This window comes from Streptomyces sp. LZ34 (assembly GCF_053890475.1).
This window is the reverse complement of sequence record NZ_CM132680.1, coordinates 8051872-8069942: the sequence shown is the minus strand read 5'-3', so window position 1 is coordinate 8069942 and position 18071 is coordinate 8051872. Positions and strand designations below refer to the sequence as shown.

Here is an 18071-nt window from a genome sequence, read left to right as displayed (position 1 = left end):
GCCGGTCACTCCGGTTCCGAGGACCCGTCCGCGCTGCCCTGCAGCCAGCCCCGCTCGCCGGCGATCACACCGGCCTGGAAGCGGCTGCGGGCGCCGAGCTGGGTCATCAGTTCCGCGGTGATCCGGCGGGCGGTCCGTACGGAGATGCCCATCTTGCGGGCCACCACCTCGTCGGTGTGGCCCTGGGCCAGCAGGCTCAGTACGGCGCGGGCCTGGCTGCTGAGCCCGGTGTCCTCGTCGCGCCGCCGCGTGGCGCCGAACGGCGGAGCCTCTTCCCAGATGTGTTCGAACAGCGCACAGAGGGCGGAGACCAGCCCGGAGCCGCGCAGCAGCAGCGCCCCGACAGCGGTGTCCTCGGGGTTGCTGGGCACGACGGCCGCCTGCCGGTCGAAGATGACCATGCGCAGCGGCAGCGAGGCGACCACCCGGACCCGGCAGCCAAGGCCGGTCAGCCAGTCCAGATAGGACACGGTCTGCGGGTGGTTGATCACGCTTTCCAGGTAGACGCAGCGCATCCGCACGCCGCGCTCCAGGAGCGCCTGGTCGATCGGCTTGCTGGCCTGCCGGGACTCGGCCGACTGCCCCCCGCCGGTGGTGAATTCCATGATCTCGGAGGTGCAGTCATGGGCCAGCTCCTCGAGCCGGACCCGGACCATGTCGATGCCGTTCAGCTCCTCGACGTCCACCCGGCGCTGGTTCTGGACGGAGTCGACGTATTCAGCGACGATCTTGCTGATCGCGAGCCGGCCGGAGGTGATCTCCTGTTGCCGCTGGGTCAGTTCGACCTCCTGGCGCGCCAGCAGAGACACCAGGCTGATCTCGGGATTGATTAATAAGAGCCCGCCCGGCCGCTGGTCGGACTGGCGCACCAAGGAGAGCCTGGCCAGTTCGTCCAGGGCACTCCTGATCTGCTCTTCACCCCAGCCGAGATGCGCGACCAGTTCCGACACGCCGAGTTCGGGCCGGCCCAGCATCGCTCGGTAGACGCTCTCGGCCGCGGAACTGACACCGAGGATCTCCAGCACGTGTGTACTCCCTCGTCCCCCGCGCGCCCCCGCGCGTGATCGAAACCCACCCCTACGTCCCGATCATTTTCCTGCATGTTACGGCACGAACGGGGTGCGACCGCACGGTAGTTGATTAATTCACCTGTCCTTCGGCAGCCCGGCATCGAACCGTGAGAGGTGGCCATGTACATCGTCATGGGACGCATGCTGCGCGGCCGTACGATCGTGGACGCAGGGCAGCTACGAGCTCTGGTGTACGCCGCCGCCGAACCCGGCGACGGCCTCGAGCACGTCTATGCCGAGACCGATCTTGAGGGCGCCGGTACCGTCCTCTTTCTGTGTGCCACTTCCGCGGAACGCGCTGAGGCCACCGCCGTCCGTATCGTGGACCGTCTGCTTGCCCAGGATGAACTCCGCGGCTGGGAGTGGGAAGGCCGTCGAGGCGAAGTCTAGGGAGATCCCAAATAATCCCTGGCATTCTCCGGCCATCGCAGGACCCTGACAGCGTAAACACATGACACCGGGTCTACGGCGGGTCAGACTCATAACACCGGACAGGAATTCAACCCATTCTGGAATTCCCGCTTCCGAAACTCGAGAGTAACCAATCCCCAGAGAAAAGGGAATACTCATGTCTGTCACCAACCCCTCCTCCGCCCGCATGAATGCCTTCATCTCGCTCGCATTCGGAGCCGTTATTCTCGCCACTTCCCCGGCCGCGCCGGGCGTCGGCTGGGACAGAGCGGCCGCGTTCGCTCCGGAGGTCGGCTGGGACAAAGTCATGGCCTCCCCCGAGGTCGGCTGGGACCTGGCCCCGGCCCACGACCCCGGCGCGGGCCGGGACAACGTGGCGGCCGGCGAGCCGGACGTCGGCTGGGACCGCGCGGGGGCCGACGGGCCCGGAGTCGGCTGGGACAGCAAGCCCCGCACCCAGGACGTGGGCTGGGACTGAGCAGCGGGACGGATACGGCGATCAGGGGGAAGGTCTCGTGCCCATCATCACGACGCCGCAGGAGTTCAACGAAGAGGACCTCTTCGTGGACCTGCGGGAGATGTTCGGCTATCCGCTCTATCTGAAGTGCGAGGGGTTCAACTTCGCCGGCTCAGTGAAGCTCAAGGCCGCCGCGTCCATGATCGAAGCAGCCGAACGCGGCGGGCTCCTGGGCCCCGAATCGATCCTGGTCGAGTCCTCTTCGGGAAACCTCGGCATGGCGCTCAGCGTGATCGCCGCCGCCAAGGGCTACCGGTTCATCTGCGTGGTGGACTCACGGACCAACCTGTCCACCCGGCAGGTCATCGAATCGCTCGGCAGCGAGGTGCATGTCATCACCGAGCCGTCCGTCACCGGCGGTTTTCTCGGGGCACGCCTCGATTTCGTGCGCGGGCTGTGCACCACGGATCCGCGTTACGTCTGGCTGAACCAGCACGCCAACCAGAACAACTGGAAGGCGCACTACCGCACTACCGCGCCCGCCATTGAAAAGCAGTTTCCCAACCTGGAAGTGCTGTTCGTCGGGGCGGGTACCACGGGCACGTTGATGGGCTGCGCGCGCTACTTCAAGGAGCAGCCGAACTCCCCCGTCACGGTCGTCGGCATCGACAGCGTCGGCTCGGTCACCTTCGGCGCCCCGGCCGGCCCCCGCATGATCCCCGGCCTGGGCGCCGGAGTGCGGCCCGCCCTGTTCGATCAGCGGTACATCGACGACATGGTGCTGGTCCCCGAGATCGAGACCATCCGCACCTGTCACACCCTGGCCCGCGGCGGCTTCCTGTTCGGCGGCTCCACCGGCACCGTCGTCAACGGCGCCGTGAAGTGGCTGGCCGAGCACCGCCCCGGCCAGAACGTCACCGCCGTGGCCATCTCGCCCGATCTCGGCGACCGCTACCTGGACACCATCTACCGGCCCACCTGGGTCCAGGACGTCTACGGCCTGGACGCGCTGGAGCCGGCTCCCCGTCCGGGCGCCGTCACATCAGGAGTGCACTGACGATGAGAGAGACCGCCCTTTTCGAACTACCGCTCTCCGGTGCGCAACGGGAGATGTGGTACGCGCAAGCGCTCGACCCCGGAAACCCCGTCTACACCATGGCCGACCATCTCGACCTGGACGGGCCGCTGGACCTGGCGCGGTTCGAGCGCGCCTGGTGGCAGCTGATCCGCGAAACGGAGTGTGTGCGGGCCCGGTTCACCGAGCGCGACGGCGAGCCCGTGCAGACGGTGCATCCGCTCGGCGAGCGCTCACTGGCCGTACGCGACTTCCGCGCCGCCACCGACCCCGACGCGGCCTCCCGCCACCGGACCGCCGAGGACCTGCGGCTCCCCTCCTCCCTGGGCGCCGAGGCGTTCCACAGCGAGCTGCATCTGCTCGGCCCGCGGCGCACCCGGCTCTACGCCCGGGCCAACCACATCCAGATGGACGGCTTCAGCCGCTCGGTGTTCTACCAGCGACTGGCCGAGTTGTATCAGGATGGGGCAGCCCCGAGCGAAGGCGAGGCAGCCGACGGCGCGCTGCCGCCGCTGGCCGAGCTGCTCGCCGACGAGGAGGCGTACCTCGCCTCCCCGGCCCACGCCCGCGACGCGCGGTTCTGGGCCGGGCGGTTCGACACCGCCCCGGAGCCCACCCGGCTGTCCCGGCGGCGCCCGGAGCACGCCCGCCACACCCTGCGCCGCACCACCCCGCTGCCCGAGTCCACCGTGGCCCGGCTGGGCGAACTGGCCTGGGAGGCGCGGGTCACCTGGCCCACCACGCTGATCGCGGCCACCGCCGCGTGGGCCGCCCGGGCCAGTGGCGACGGGGAGGTGCTGCTGACCCTTCCGGTGCCCGCCAGGACGGGGGCGACCGCCCGGGCCGTGCCCGGGATGCGCGCCAACTTCCTGCCGCTGGCCCTGTCGGTACGCCCCTCGATGACCCGCGCCGAGCTGCTCCGGCACACGGCCGCCGAGGTGCGGGCCACCGTGCGCCACCAGCGGTACCGCGGCGATGAGCTACGGCGCGAGCTGGGCTTCACCGGCGACGCCGACACCACGTACGGGCCCACGGTCAATGTGCTGGAGTCCGGGGTGGACTTCGCCTTCGGCGCCGCGTGCACCGGCCGGCTGCACAACCTGTCCACCGGGCCGGTGCCCGACCTCCAGATCATCTATCTGGACACGCCGGGCGACGGCTGGATCCTCCGCCTGGACGCCAACCCCAGCCTCTACACCGACGCCGAGCTGACCGCCCACCAGGACCGGCTGCTGGCCGCCATCGAGTCCTTCGCGCACGGCGCCGACGACCTTCCGCTGGGCCGTGTCGATGTCACCCTGCCCGCCGAGCGGCAGCGGCTGCTGGTCGACTGGAACGCCACCGAACGCACCGGCGGCTTCACGGACGTGGTGGAGCGGGTACGGGAGCTGGCCGGACTGGCTCCGCACGCGGTGGCCGTCGACGACGGCGCGACCCGGCTGAGCTACGCCGAGCTGGTCACCCGCGCCGACGCCCTCTCCCGCACGCTGACCGGCGCCGGGCTCTCCACCGGCTCACTGGTCGCGCTGGCCGCGGGGCCCAGCGCGGCCTTTGTGACCGCGGTGCTCGGCGTGCTGGGCGCGGGGGCCGCGTGGGTGCCGCTGGACGTACGGGCCCCTGTCGCCCGCGGGGCCTCCCTGCTGGCCGACAGCGGGGCGCGGGCGCTGCTGTTCGGCCGGGACCAGGAGGAGTTCGCCCATCAGGTGCTGGCCGCCTGCGGCGGCTGGCCCGAGGTGATCGAGCTCGACGGTGCAATACCGAAGGGCGCGGAGGGCTCCGGGAATGCTGCGGCGGATCTTCTACCGGTTGCGGGCAAGGGCGACGACCTGGCTTACGTGATCTTCACCTCGGGCTCCACCGGCCGCCCCAAGGGCGCGATGGTCCACCGCCACGGCATGGTCAACCACCTCCTCGCCAAGGTCGAGGACCTGGACCTGACCGCCACCGACTCGGTGGTCCACAACGCGCCCGTGACCTTCGACATCTCCATCTGGCAGATGCTGTCCGCGCTCGTCGTGGGCGGCCGCACCCGGGTGGTGTCCCGCGAGGTGGCCGGCGATCCGCAGACGCTGTTCGCGCTGGCCGACGCCGAGCGGATCACCGTGCTCGAAGTGGTCCCCTCGCTGCTGCGGGTGGCCCTGGACGAGTGGGACACCGGGGCGGCCCGGCCGGAACTCGCCGCGCTGCGCCACCTGGTGGTCACCGGGGAGACCCTGCCGGTCGACCTGTGCCGCCGCTGGCTCGGGTACTACCCCGGCGTCCCGCTGGTCAACGCGTACGGGCCCACCGAGTGCTCGGACGACGTCACGCACGCGTTCATCCGCTCCGAGGACGACCTGGGCCCGGTGCGGGCGCCGATCGGCTCGGCGGTGCGCAACACCAGCCTGTACGTCCTCGGCGACGGGCTGCGCCCGGTGCCCGCCGGGGTGCCCGGCGAGCTGTACGTCGGCGGGTTCGGGGTCGGCCGCGGCTATCTGGACGACTCGCGCCGCACCGCCTCCGTGTTCGTCGCCGATCCGTACTCCCCGGTGCCCGGCGCCCGGATGTACCGCAGCGGCGACCGGGTGGTGCACCGGCCGGACGGGCAGCTGGAGTTCCTGGAACGCGTCGACCACCAGGTCAAGATCCGCGGCCATCGCATCGAGCTCGGCGAGATCGAGGCCGTGCTGCGCGATGTGCCCGGCGTCATCGACGCCGTGGTGACCGTGGCCGTGGACCGCGAGGGCAACTCCCGGCTCGCGGCCTTCCTGTCCGGCACCGCCGACGTGGTCGCCGCGCGGGACCGGGTGGCGGGCGCGCTGCCCGACTACATGGTGCCCGCGGCCTTCGTCGTGCTGGACAACCTGCCGCTGACCGTCAACGGCAAGGTGGACCGCAAGGCGCTGCCGGAGCCGGACTTCGCCGGCGCCGCGGCGGGTTCGGGCCGCGCCCCGCGGGGTCCGCGCGAGGAGGTGCTGTGCCAGCTGTTCGCGGACGTGCTGAACCTGGAGCGGGTGTCGATCGACGACGACTTCTTCGGGCTCGGCGGCCACTCGCTGCTCGCCACCAAGGTGATCAGCCGGCTGCGCGTGCTGCTCGGCATCGAACTGCCCATCAAGGCCCTGTTCGACGCGCCCACCGTCGAGCGGCTCGCCGCCGCGCTGGACGGCGCCGGCCAGGCTCGGCCCGCGCTCGTCGCGGCGGACCGCCCCGCCGAGCTGCCGCTGTCCTTCGCCCAGCAGCGGCTGTGGTTCCTCGGCCACCTGGACAACCGCAGCGCCACCTACCACCTGCCCCGGGCGCTGCGGCTGTCCGGCGAGCTGGATCCGGCCGCGCTGGCCGAGGCGCTGGCCGATGTGGTCGCCCGGCACGAGAGCCTGCGCACGGTCTTCCCCGAGACGGACGGGCGCGCCACCCAGGTCGTGCTGGCCGCCGAGGTGGCCCGGCCGGGCCTGCCGGTGACCGAGGCGGCCGAGGACGAGCTGGGGTCGCTGCTGGCCGAGCGGGCGGCGCGCCCGTTCGACCTGGCGGCGGAACTGCCGCTGCGCGCCGAGCTGTTCAGGGTCGCCGAGGAGGAGCACGTACTGCTGGTCGTGCTGCACCACATCGCGGGCGACGGCTGGTCGGTGCTGCCGCTGGCCCAGGACCTGCGCGAGGCGTACGCGGCGCGGGTGCGCGGCCGGGCGCCCTCGTTCCGGCCGCTGCCCGTCCAGTACGCCGACTACACGCTGTGGCAGCGCGAGCTGCTGGGCGACGGGCAGGACCCGGAGTCCCTGGCGGCGCGGCAGCTCGCCTTCTGGCGCGAAACGCTGGACGGGCTGCCGGACGAGCTGGAGCTGCCCACCGACTTCCCGCGCCCCGCGCTGCCCTCCTACCGGGGCGGCACGGTGGACTTCCGCCTGGAGCCCGAGCTGCACGCGGCCGTGACGGCGCTGGCGCGCTCGTCCGGGGCCAGTGTGTTCATGGTGCTCCAGGCCGCGCTGGCGGCGCTGCTGACCAAGCTGGGCGCCGGGGAGGACATCCCGCTGGGCACGCCCGTCGCGGGGCGCGGCGAGGCCGCGCTCGAGGGTCTTGTCGGCTTTCTCGTGAACACCCTGGTGCTGCGCACCGACGTGTCCGGCGACCCGACCTTCCGGGAGCTGGTGGGGCGGGCACGCGGCGCCGATCTGGCGGCCTTCGACCATCAGGACGTCCCGTTCGAGTGGTTGGTCGACGCGGTCAGCCCGGCCCGCTCGCTGTCGCGGCAGCCGCTGTTCCAGGTGATGCTGGCGTTCCAGAACAACGCGCCCGCCGACTTCGGGCTGCCGGGCCTGGCCACCACCATGACCCCGGTGCCCACCGGCACCGCCCGCTTCGACCTGGCCTTCGAGCTCACCGAGGAACGATCGCCCGACGAGGCTTCTGGGGTGCCCGGCGGCATCAGCGGACAGCTGGAGTACAGCGCGGACCTGTTCACCGAGGCGAGCGCGGCGGTGATCGCCGAGCGGCTGGTGGAGCTGTTGCGCAAGGCCACCGCCGAGCCGGACCGGCCGCTGAGCCGGCTGGACGCCCTGCTGCCCGAGGAGGCCGCGCGCGTCCTCGGCGCCTGGGCCGGCAGCGGTGCCGAAGCCCCCGAAGCGGCCACGCTCCCCGAGCTGTTCGCCGCCCGGGTGGCGCTGGACCCGGGGCGTACGGCGCTGCTGGCCACGGGCGTGGGCCCGGTCACGTACGGGGAGCTGGACGAGCGGGCCAACCGGCTCGCCCACCATCTGATCTCCCGCGGCGTGGGTCCCGAGGACACCGTCGCGCTGGTCCTGCCCCGCACGGTCGAGGCGGTGGCGGCGGTGCTCGCGGTGCTCAAGGCGGGTGCGGCGTATCTGCCGGTCGACCCGGCGTATCCGCAGGACCGCGTCGACTACGTGATCGCCGACGCCCGGCCGGCCGCGGTGCTCACCACGGCGGAGCGGGCGGGGGCGTTCCAGCAGACGGAGGGGATCCTCGCGCTGGACGCGCCGGAGACCGCCGCCGCGCTGGCCGCGGCCCCCGCGCACGACCCGACGGACGCCGACCGGCTGGGGCGGCTGACGCCCCAGCACCCCGCGTACGTCATCTACACCTCGGGCTCCACCGGCCGCCCCAAGGGCGTGGTCGTACCGCACGCCAATGTGGCGGTGCTGGCCGCGCAGGGCGAGCCGTTCGGGGTGCGGGAGGGCGCGCGGGTGCTGCAGTTCGCCTCGTTCAGCTTCGACGCCGCCGCCTGGGAGGTCTGCACCTCGCTGCTGACCGGCGCGGTGCTGGTGCTGGCCGGCGAGGAGGACCGGGCGCCCGGCGAACCGCTCGCCGCGCTCATCGCCGAGGCCCGGATCGACGTGGTCTGCCTGCCGCCGACCGTGCTCTCCGCCTGGCCCGAGGACCTGCCCATGCCCGAGGGAATCACGGTCATCACGGCGGGCGAGGCCTGCCCGCCCGAGCTGGTGGAGCGGTGGTCGGCCGGACGCCGGATGATCAACGCGTACGGGCCCACCGAGACCACCGTCTGCGCCACCCTCAGCGAACCGCTCTCCGGGGCCGTCAAGCCGCCCGTCGGCCGCCCGCTGCCCGGCACCCGGGTGCGGGTGCTGGACGCGGCGCTGCGGCCGGTGCCGGTCGGGGTCACCGGGGAGCTGTACGTGACGGGGGCCGGGCTGGCCCGCGGCTATCTGGGGCGGGCGCGGCTGACCGCCGAGCGGTTCGTCGCCGACCCGTACGGGGAGCCCGGCTCGCGGATGTACCGCACCGGGGACCTGGTGCGCTGGCTGCCCGACGGAACGCTGGACTACGTCGGCCGCTCGGACGACCAGGTCAAGCTGCGCGGCTTCCGAATCGAGCCCGGGGAGATCGAGAGCGCCCTGCTCGCGGACCCCGGCATCGCCCAGGCCGCGGTGATCGTGCGCTCGGACCGCCCCGGGGAGAAGCGCCTGGTCGGATACGTCGTCCCGGCCGGGGAAGAGGCGCCGGACGCGGCGCGGTTGCGGGAGGGGCTGGCCGAGCGGCTGCCCGACTACATGGTCCCCGCCGCCTTCGTCACGCTGGACGCCCTGCCGCTGACCGGCAACGGGAAGCTGGACCGCAAGGCGCTGCCCGCGCCCGACTTCACCGCCCGTGCCACGGGCCGAGCGCCGGTCACCGCGCAGGAGGAGACGCTCTGCCAGGTCTTCGCCGACGTACTGGGCCTGGAGCGGGTCGGCGCCGACGACAGCTTCTTCGACCTGGGCGGCGACTCGATCGTCTCGATCCAGCTGGTCGGCCGGGCCCGCAAGGCCGGGCTGCTGATCACCGCCCAGGACGTGTTCACCCACCGCACCCCCGCCGCGCTCGCGGCCGCCGCCAAGCCCGCCACCGAACTGGTGGTGCTGGGCACGGACGACGGCGTCGGCACCCTGGCGCCCACCCCGATCGCGCACTGGCTCCAGGACCTGTCCCGGGGCGCGGAGTTCGCCGGGTTCCACCAGGCGGTCGTGGTGCACACCCCGGCCGGCGCCACCCAGGCCACCCTGGCCGCGGCGCTGCAGGCCCTGCTCGACCACCATGACGCGCTGCGGATGCGCCTGGAATCCGACAGCACGAACGGGTCCTGGACGCTGCGGATCGCCGAGCCGGGCGCGGTGCGCGCCAAGGAGCTGCTGAGCCGCGTGGGCGTCGCCTCGCTGCCCGAGGAGTCCTGGGCCGAGGCGGTGACCGGCTCGGCCGCCGCGGCGCAGGCCCGGCTCGACCCGCGCACGGGCGCCATGGTCCAGGCGGTGTGGTTCGACGCGGGCACCGGGCGCCCCGGGCGGCTGCTGCTGACGATGCACCACCTGGTCGTCGACGGGGTGTCCTGGCGGATCCTGCTGCCCGACCTGGCCCAGGCGTACGAGGCGGTCACGCATCGCACGCCGGTGGCGCTGCAACCGGTGGGCACCTCGCTACGCCACTGGTCCGGGCTGCTGGCGGCCGAGGCGCGCACGGTGCGCCGCGGCGCCGAACTGCCCTACTGGCGCGAGGTGGTGGCCACCTGCGACCCGCCGCTGGGCAGCCGCCCGCTCGACCGCGCCCGGGACACCACGGCCACCGCCCGCACCCTGCGGCTGTCCCTGGACACCGACACCACGGCGGCGCTGCTGACCGAGGTCCCGGCCGCCTTCCACACCGAGGCCAACGACGTGCTGCTGGCCGGTCTCGCGCTGGCCGTGGCCGACTGGCGGCGGCGCCGGGGCGAGGAGAGCTCGGCCGTGCTGGTGGAGCTCGAGGGCCACGGTCGGGAGGAGTTCGCGGAGGGGGTGGACCTGAGCCGGACCGTCGGCTGGTTCACCACCACCTGCCCGGTGCGGCTGGAGCTGGGCTCGCACCACGTGCACGACTCCGACTGGGCCGAGGCCTGGTCGGGCGGGCCCGCCGCCGGTCTCGTCCTCAAGGCGGTCAAGGAGCAGCTGCGCGCCCTGCCCGACCACGGTCTTGGCCACGGCCTGCTGCGGCGGCTCGCCCCGGACACCGCGCCCGAGCTGGTCGCGGCGGACCCGCCGCAGCTGGGCTTCAACTACCTGGGGCGGCTGCCCGCCCCCGTGGCCGAGGACTGGTCCGTCGCACCCGAGGCGGCGCTGGTCGCGGCCGGCGCGGACCCGGACCTGCCGCTGCCGCATGTGCTCGGGCTCAACGCCCTCACCGAGGACGGCCCGGACGGGCCGCGGCTGGTGGCCGCCTGGACGTGGGCCGCCGAGCTCCTGGCCGAGGACGACGCGCGAGCCGTCGCCGAGGGCTGGTTCCGCGCGCTGAAGGCCCTGGCCCTGCACGCCCAGAGCCCGGATTCGGGCGGGCACACCCCTTCCGATGTCGACCTGGTGGAGCTGAGCCAGGACGAGATCGACGAGTTCGAAGACGAGATGGATGAGTGGTCCCTGTGAGCGGAACTCTGAGTCACCCGGCGAGCGGAGGCGCGCTCCGAGCGCCGACGCGCACCGCCAAGCGGTCCAATTTCAGTGATGTCCTGCCGCTGACCCCGCTGCAGGAAGGGCTGCTCTTCCACGCGGTGTACGAGCAGCAGGCCGAGCTGGACGTGTACGCCATCCAGCTGGTGCTGGACCTCGAGGGCCCGCTGGACGCGGGCCGCCTCAAGGCCGCGGCCGCCGCCCTGCTACAGCGCCACCCCAACTTGCGGGCGGCTTTCCGCTACCGCAAGAACGGCGACCCGGTGCAGCTGATCCCGCGCGCCGTCGAGGTGCCGTGGACCGAGACGGATTTGCGCTCGCTCGCCCCCGGGGAGCGGGCCGCCGAGGTACAGCGCATCACCGACGAGGACCGGGTGCGGCGGTTCGACGTACACCGCCCGCCGCTGCTGCGGTTCATCGTGATGAACCTGGGCGGGGGCGCGCATCGCGTCGTACTGACGGCACATCAGATGCTGTTCGACGGCTGGTCCATGCCGCTGATCGTGCGCGAGCTGTTCACGCTGTACGGCGGGGACACCGCAGCTCTCGCCCCCGCCACCCCGTACAAGTCCTATCTCTCGCATCTGGCCGGGCAGGACCGGGCCGCCGCCGAGGAGGCGTGGCGCGGGGCGCTGGCCGGGCTCGACGAGCCGACCCTGGTCGCCCCTGCCGCGGCCGGGCGGGCGGCGGCGCTGCCCGGGCACCACGCGGTGGAGCTGCCCGCGGCGTTCACCGCCGAGCTCACCGCCTGGGCGCGCGCCCGGGGGCTGACTCTGAACACCGTGGTGCAGGGCGCCTGGGCGGCCACCCTCTCCACGCTCACCGGGCTGCGCGACGTGGTCTTCGGCGGCACGGTCTCCGGCCGGCCGCCGGGGCTGCCCGGGGTCGAGACGATGGTCGGGCTGTTCATCAACACCCTGCCGGTCCGGGTCGACCTGGACCCGGCCCGCTCGTTCGCCGAGATCCTCACCGACCTCCAGGACCGGCAGACCGGCCTGCTGCCGCACCAGCATCTGAGCCTCACCCGGATCCAGCAGGCCGTCGGCGCCGGGGAGCTCTTCGACACGGTATTGGTCTTCGAGAACTATCCGCTCGACCCCTCGCAGATGGCGGAGCCCGCGCCCGGGCTGCGCATCGCCGGGCTGGAGGCGAAGGACGCCACGCACTATCCGCTGAGCCTGATGGCGCTGCCCGGCGAGCGGCTGCGGCTGGACGTCGGATACGCCCCGGACCTGTACACCGCCGCTGAGGCGGCCGCGGTGATGGACCGCCTCACGGGGCTGCTGCGGACCCTGCTCGACCACCCCGACCGGCCCTTCGGGCAGCTCGACGCGCTGCTGCCCGGCGAGCGCGAGCGGGTCCTCGACCTGCCCGCCGACCCGGCGCCGAGCGATCCGTTCGCGGACGTGGTCGAGCGGGTGCGGGCGCTGGCCCGGGAGCAGGCGGAGGCACCGGCCGTCACCGACGGCCGGGAGACCCTGAACTACCGGGAGCTGGTGGGCCGGGGCAGCGCCCTGTCCCGGGAGCTGACCGGGCGTGGCATCGGCCCGGGCTCGCTGGTGGGCGTGCTCGCCGCCCCCGGGGCGCGCTTTGTGACGGCGGTGCTCGGCACGCTGGGCGCGGGCGCGGCGTGGGTGCCGCTGGACATCGCGGCGCCGATGGCCCGTACGGCCGCGCTGGTCGCGGACGCGGGGGTGGCGCTGCTGCTGACCGACGCCGAACACACGGAGTTGGCCTCGGAGGTGGGCGGCGCGCTCCCCGTCCTGACGGTGAACGGCCACTGCGACCCGCCCGGCGACCTCGCGCCCGTGGCCGGGGCGGGCGACGACCTGGCGTACGTCATCTTCACCTCGGGCTCCACGGGCCGCCCCAAGGGCGCGATGGTCCACCGCCGGGGCATGGTCAACCACCTGCTGGCCAAGGTCGAGGACCTGGATCTGACCGCGTGCGACACGGTCGTGCACAACGCGCCCGTCACCTTCGACATCTCGGTGTGGCAGATGCTGTCCCCGCTGGTCGTGGGCGGTCTGCTGCGGGTGGTGCCCAAGCGGACGGCGGCCGACCCGGCCGAGCTGTTCGGGATGGTCGGCCCGGAGCGGATCACCATCCTGGAGGTCGTGCCCTCGCTGCTGCGGGCGGCCCTGGACAGCTGGGACGCGGGCGCGCCGGTGCCGGATCTGACGCGGCTGCGCCGGCTGGTGGTCACCGGCGAGGCGCTGCCCGCCGAGCTGTGCCGCCGCTGGTTCGCGTACTTCCCCGGCATTCCGCTGGTCAACGCGTACGGGCCCACCGAGTGCTCGGACGATGTGACCCACGCGGTGATCCGGGACGCCGACGAGGTGCCCGGGGTGCGGGCGCCGATCGGGTCGGCGGTGCGCAACACCGGCCTGTATGTGCTGGACGACGGGCTGCGCCCGGTGCCCGCCGGGGTGCCCGGCGAGCTGTACGTGGGCGGGATCGGGGTGGGCCGCGGCTATCTCGGCGACCCGCGCCGCACCGCCGCCGTGTTCGTCGCCGACCCGTACTCCCCGGTGCCCGGCGCCCGGATGTACCGCACCGGGGACCGGGTGGTGCGGCGGGCCGACGGGCGTCTGGAGTTCCTGGAGCGGCGCGACCACCAGGTCAAGATCCGGGGCCATCGCATCGAGCTCGGCGAGATCGAGGCCGTGCTGCGCACCGTGCCCGGGGTCACCGACGCGGTGGTGAACGTCGCGAAGGACACCCGGGGCGAGGGCCGGCTGGTCGGCTATCTGGCCGGCGCGGCGGACCCGGCGGCGGCCCGGAAGTCGATCGCCGACCGGCTGCCGGAGTACATGGTGCCGTCCGCGTTCGTCCTGCTGGACGTGTTGCCGCTGACCGCCAACGGCAAGGTGGACCGCAAGGCGCTGCCCGCCCCCGAGATCGCCACCTCGGCCGGGCGCGGCCCGCGCACCCCGCGCGAGGAGCTGCTGTGCCAGGCCTTCGCCGAGGTGCTCGGCCTGGACCGGGTCTCCATCGACGAGGACTTCTTCGACCTCGGCGGCCACTCGCTGCTCGCGACCCGGCTGATCAGCCGGGTGCGGTCGCTGCTGGACGCGGAGGTTCCGCTCCGTACGGTCTTCGAGGCGCCGACCCCGGCCGCGCTCGCCGCCCGGCTGACCGGCGCCGACGCCGCGCGGCCTGCGCTGACCGCGGCGACGCGCCGTGGGCGGCTGCCGCTGTCGTTCGCCCAGCGGCGCATGTGGTTCCTGGGGCGGCTCGAGGGCCCGTCAGGCACCTACAACCTGCCGTGGACGCTGCGGCTGGCCGGAAAGCTGGACCGGCCGGCGCTGCGCGCCGCCCTCGGCGATGTGGTGATGCGGCACGAGGCGCTGCGCACGGTCTTCCCCGAGGCGGCCGACGGCCCGTACCAGCGTGTCCGCCGCCGGGCGCGGATCACCCTGCCGGTGCACCACGTCACCGAGTCCGAGCTGGCGGACGCGGTCGGCGAGTTCGCCGCGCGCGGCTTCGACCTGTCCCGCGAACTGCCGTTCCGCGCGGCGCTTTTCGCGCTCGGCAAGAACGACCACGTGCTGGTGACGGTCATCCACCACATCGCGGGCGACGGCTGGTCCAACGCCCCGCTGGCCCGGGACCTGAGCCGCGCCTACGCGGCCCGGCTGCGCGGCGAGGAGCCGAAGTGGAGCCCGCTGCCGGTGCAGTACGCGGACTACGCGCTGTGGCAGCGCGAACTGCTGGGTGACGAGGGCGACCCCGAGTCCCTGGCCGCCCGGCAGCTGGAGTTCTGGCGCGAGACGCTGGACGGGCTGCCGGACGAGCTGGAGCTGCCCACCGACTTCCCGCGCCCCGCGCTGCCCTCCTACCGGGGCGGCACGGTGGAGTTCACCGTCCCGGCCGCCACCCACGCCCGCGCCGCCGCGCTGGCCAGGGAGTGCGGGGCGAGCCTGTTCATGGTGGTGCAGGCGGCGCTGGCCACGATGCTGTCCAAGCTGGGCGCCGGGGAGGACATCCCGGTCGGCACCCCGGTGGCCGGGCGCACCGACGACGCGCTGGACGACCTGGTCGGCTTCTTCGTCAACACCCTGGTGCTGCGCAGCGACCTGTCGGGCGATCCGACCTTCCGGGAGCTGGTGGGCCGGGTGCGCTCGGCGTCGCTGGCCGCCTTCGCCCACCAGGACCTGCCGTTCGAGCGGCTGGTGGACGCCCTGTCCCCGGCCCGGTCGATGGCCCGGCACGCGCTGTTCCAGACGATGCTGGCGTTCCAGAACAACGCGGCGGCGAAGCTGGAACTGCCCGGTCTCGAAGGGACGGTCGGGGTGGCGCGCACCGGCAGCGCCCGGTTCGACCTGGCCTTCGACCTGGCCGAGGAGCACACCGGGTCCGGGGCGCCGGGCGGGATCGCCGGGCGCCTGGAGTACAGCGCCGACCTGTTCACCGAGGAGACCGCGCGCACCCTGGCCGCCCGGCTGGCCCATCTGCTGGACCGGCTCACCGCCGCCCCCGACGGCCGGCTGGGCGAGGCGGACGCGCTGCTGCCGGGCGAGCGGGAGCGGCTGCTGGTGGACTGGAACGGCGCGCCCGCGCACGACGCCGAACCGCCGCTGTACGAGCGGTTCGAGGCGCGGGCGGCCGCGGCACCCGACCATCCCGCGCTGCTCTTCGAGGGGCGTCAGGTCGGCTATCGCGAGCTGAACGAGCGGGCCAACCGGCTGGCGCGGGCCCTGGTAGCGCGCGGCGCGGGCCCCGACCGGCTGGTCGCCATCGCCCTGCCGCGCTCCCCCGAGATGGTCGTGGCGGTGCTGGCGGTGCTCAAGTCGGGCGCCGCGTATCTGCCCGTCGACCCGGCGTACCCGGCCGACCGGATCGGCTACATGATCGAGGACGCCCGGCCGGTGCTCGCCCTGACCGACCGCGAAGTGGCGCGGGCGGTGCCGGGTCTCACCGCCGTGCCACAGCTGCTGCTGGACGCCCCGGAGGCGGTGGCGGAGGTCGCCGCCCTCCCGGCGGACGACCTGCGGCCGCACGAGCGCCCGGCCCCGCCGGCCGCGGGCCACACCGCGTACGCCATCTACACCTCCGGCTCCACCGGCCGCCCCAAGGGCGTCGTCGTGCCGCTCGGCGCCTTCGCCAACTTCCTGGCCGAGACCTCACGCCTGCTGGACCTGGGCGCGGACGACCGGCTGGTGTCGGTGACCACCTTCGGCTTCGACATCGCCAACCTGGAGATCTTCGTCCCGCTGCTGTCCGGCGCCACGCTGGTGCTGGCCCCGCCCGCGACCGTACGGGACCCGCAGGCGCTGGCCGCGCTGCTGGTCGAGGCCCGCGCGACCGTCGTGCAGGCCACCCCGACGCTGTGGCACGCCCTGGTCAGCGGACACCCGGGGGCGCTGCGCGAGGTGCACGCGCTGACCGGCGGCGAGGCGATCAGCCAGGACCTGGCCACCGCCCTGCACAGCGCGGCGCGCAAGGTGACCAATCTGTACGGGCCGACGGAGACCACCATCTGGTCCACCGCCGCCGAGCTGGACGGCACGGGCACCCCGCCCATCGGCCGCCCGCTGGCCGGCAACCGGGCGTATGTCCTGGACGCGGCGCTGCGGCCGGTGCCGGCCGGAGTGCGGGGCGAGCTGTATCTCGGCGGGGCCTCCCCGGCCCGCGGCTACCACGACCGGCCGGGGCTGACCGCGCAGCGGTTCGTCGCCGACCCGTACTCCCCGGTGCCCGGCGCCCGGATGTACCGCACCGGCGACCTGGTGCGCCGACGGCCGGACGGCACGCTCGACTATCTGGGCCGGGCGGACCACCAGGTCAAGGTGCGCGGCTTCCGCATCGAGCTGGGCGAGATCGAGGCCACGCTGCTGGCCCATCCGCGGGTGGCGCAGGCGGCGGTGGTGGTACGCCAGGACTCACCCGGCTCACCCGGCTCACCCGGCCAGCCACGGCTGGCGGCGTACGTGGTGCCGCGCGGCGAGCCCGGCCTCGACCTGGCCGAGCTGCGGGCCCACTTGGCGGGCGCGGTGCCCGACTACATGGTCCCGGCGTCCTTCACCGAGCTGGAGCGGATGCCGCTGACGCCCAACGCGAAGGTGGACCGCAAGGCCCTGCCGGCCCCGGGGCTGCCCCGCGCGGCCACCGGCCGCGGGCCGCGCACCCCGCTGGAACAGACGCTGTGCCAGGCCTTCGCCGACGTGCTGGGCCTGGAGCGGGTCGGCGCCGAGGACAGCTTCTTCGAGCTGGGCGGCGACTCCATCCGCTCCATCCGGCTGGTCGGCCGCGCCCGTGAGCTGGGCGTCGGGCTCACCCCCGCCGATGTGTTCCTGCACCGGACGGTGGCGGCCCTGGCCACGGCGGCCACCGCGGCGGGCTCGGCGCCGGATGTGGCCGACGCCTTCGCCCGGGTGCTGCCGATCCGCGCCCAGGGGACGCGTCCGCCGCTGTTCTGCGTGCACGGCGGGGTCGGGCTCTCCTGGCCGTTCCTCGAGTTGGCCGGCACGCTCACCGAATTTCCCGTGTACGGATTCCAGGCGGGCGGAATTCTGTCGCCGACCCAACAGCCCGCCTCCGTGAGGGAAATGGCTGCGGATTACATCCGGAGTCTGGTGGAAATCCAACCCGATGGCCCGTACCATATTATTGGGTGGTCTTTCGGGGCGCTGGTCGCCCATGAAATGGCCGTCCAATTGCAGGAGCAGGGGCGCGACGTGGCGCTGCTGGCCAACCTGGACGGCTTCCCGGCGACGGAGCCCGAGTCCGAGGAGGACCTGAGCGATCAGGCCCTGCTGGCCCAGATCCTGCTGCGCTGCGGCCTCGATCCGCAGGGCGGCGCCGAGGGCGGCGGAAAGCTGGACGCCGCCGGGGTGCTGGCGCTGCTCGCCCGGGACGGCAATCCCCTCGCCGAGCTCGACGAGGCGCAGCTCGGCAACCTCCTCGGGGTGATCCGTCACTTCAGCGGCCTGGGCTCGGCCCACCGGCCCGGCCGCTACCGCGGAGAGCTGCTCTTCTTCGCGGCCACCCGGGGACTCGCCGCGTCCGCACCGACCGAGGACCGCTGGTCGGCGCATGTCGAGGGCGCCATCGTCCGCCACGAGGTCGACGCCGATCACGACGGAATGCTGGCCCCGCAGCCCGCTTCCCATATCGCCAAAGTCATTTCCGAAGCGCTCGGCAACTGAGCCGAG

The 18071-nt window shown here is 73.6% G+C and carries 6 protein-coding genes; 5 read left to right on the top strand and 1 reads right to left on the bottom strand.

What is annotated here, in order from left to right; all coding sequences use genetic code 11:
• Nucleotides 1-5 precede the first annotated feature (5 nt).
• Nucleotides 6-1025 (bottom strand): LuxR C-terminal-related transcriptional regulator, encoded by a 1020-nt coding sequence (locus ACWY4P_RS33970; RefSeq protein ID WP_456204367.1) that lies wholly within the window; start codon nt 1023-1025, stop codon nt 6-8.
• A gap of 165 nt (nt 1026-1190) precedes the next feature.
• Here ACWY4P_RS33970 and ACWY4P_RS33965 point away from each other — a divergent pair, with 165 nt between their 5' ends.
• The 5 genes from ACWY4P_RS33965 (at nt 1191) to ACWY4P_RS33945 (ending at nt 18065) form a co-directional block, all read left to right on the top strand.
• Complete coding sequence (locus ACWY4P_RS33965) at nt 1191-1460, top strand: hypothetical protein (protein WP_456204366.1); 270 nt, start codon at nt 1191-1193, stop codon at nt 1458-1460.
• 178 nt (nt 1461-1638) lie between these two features.
• Nucleotides 1639-1959: a hypothetical protein gene (locus tag ACWY4P_RS33960; RefSeq protein WP_456204365.1), complete on the top strand. Its 321-nt coding sequence runs from the start codon at nt 1639-1641 to the stop codon at nt 1957-1959.
• A gap of 37 nt (nt 1960-1996) precedes the next feature.
• Entirely contained in the window at nt 1997-2995 is a 999-nt protein-coding gene (sbnA, locus tag ACWY4P_RS33955) for a 2,3-diaminopropionate biosynthesis protein SbnA (RefSeq protein WP_456204364.1), read from the top strand.
• Between the two features lie 2 nt (nt 2996-2997).
• Entirely contained in the window at nt 2998-10890 is a 7893-nt protein-coding gene (locus ACWY4P_RS33950; RefSeq protein ID WP_456204363.1) for an amino acid adenylation domain-containing protein, read from the top strand.
• Nucleotides 10887-18065, top strand: a complete 7179-nt coding sequence (locus ACWY4P_RS33945) for an amino acid adenylation domain-containing protein (RefSeq protein ID WP_456204362.1) — start codon at nt 10887-10889, stop codon at nt 18063-18065. Before ACWY4P_RS33950 ends, ACWY4P_RS33945 begins: the two co-directional genes overlap by 4 nt.
• The last annotated feature ends 6 nt before the right edge of the window (nt 18066-18071 follow it).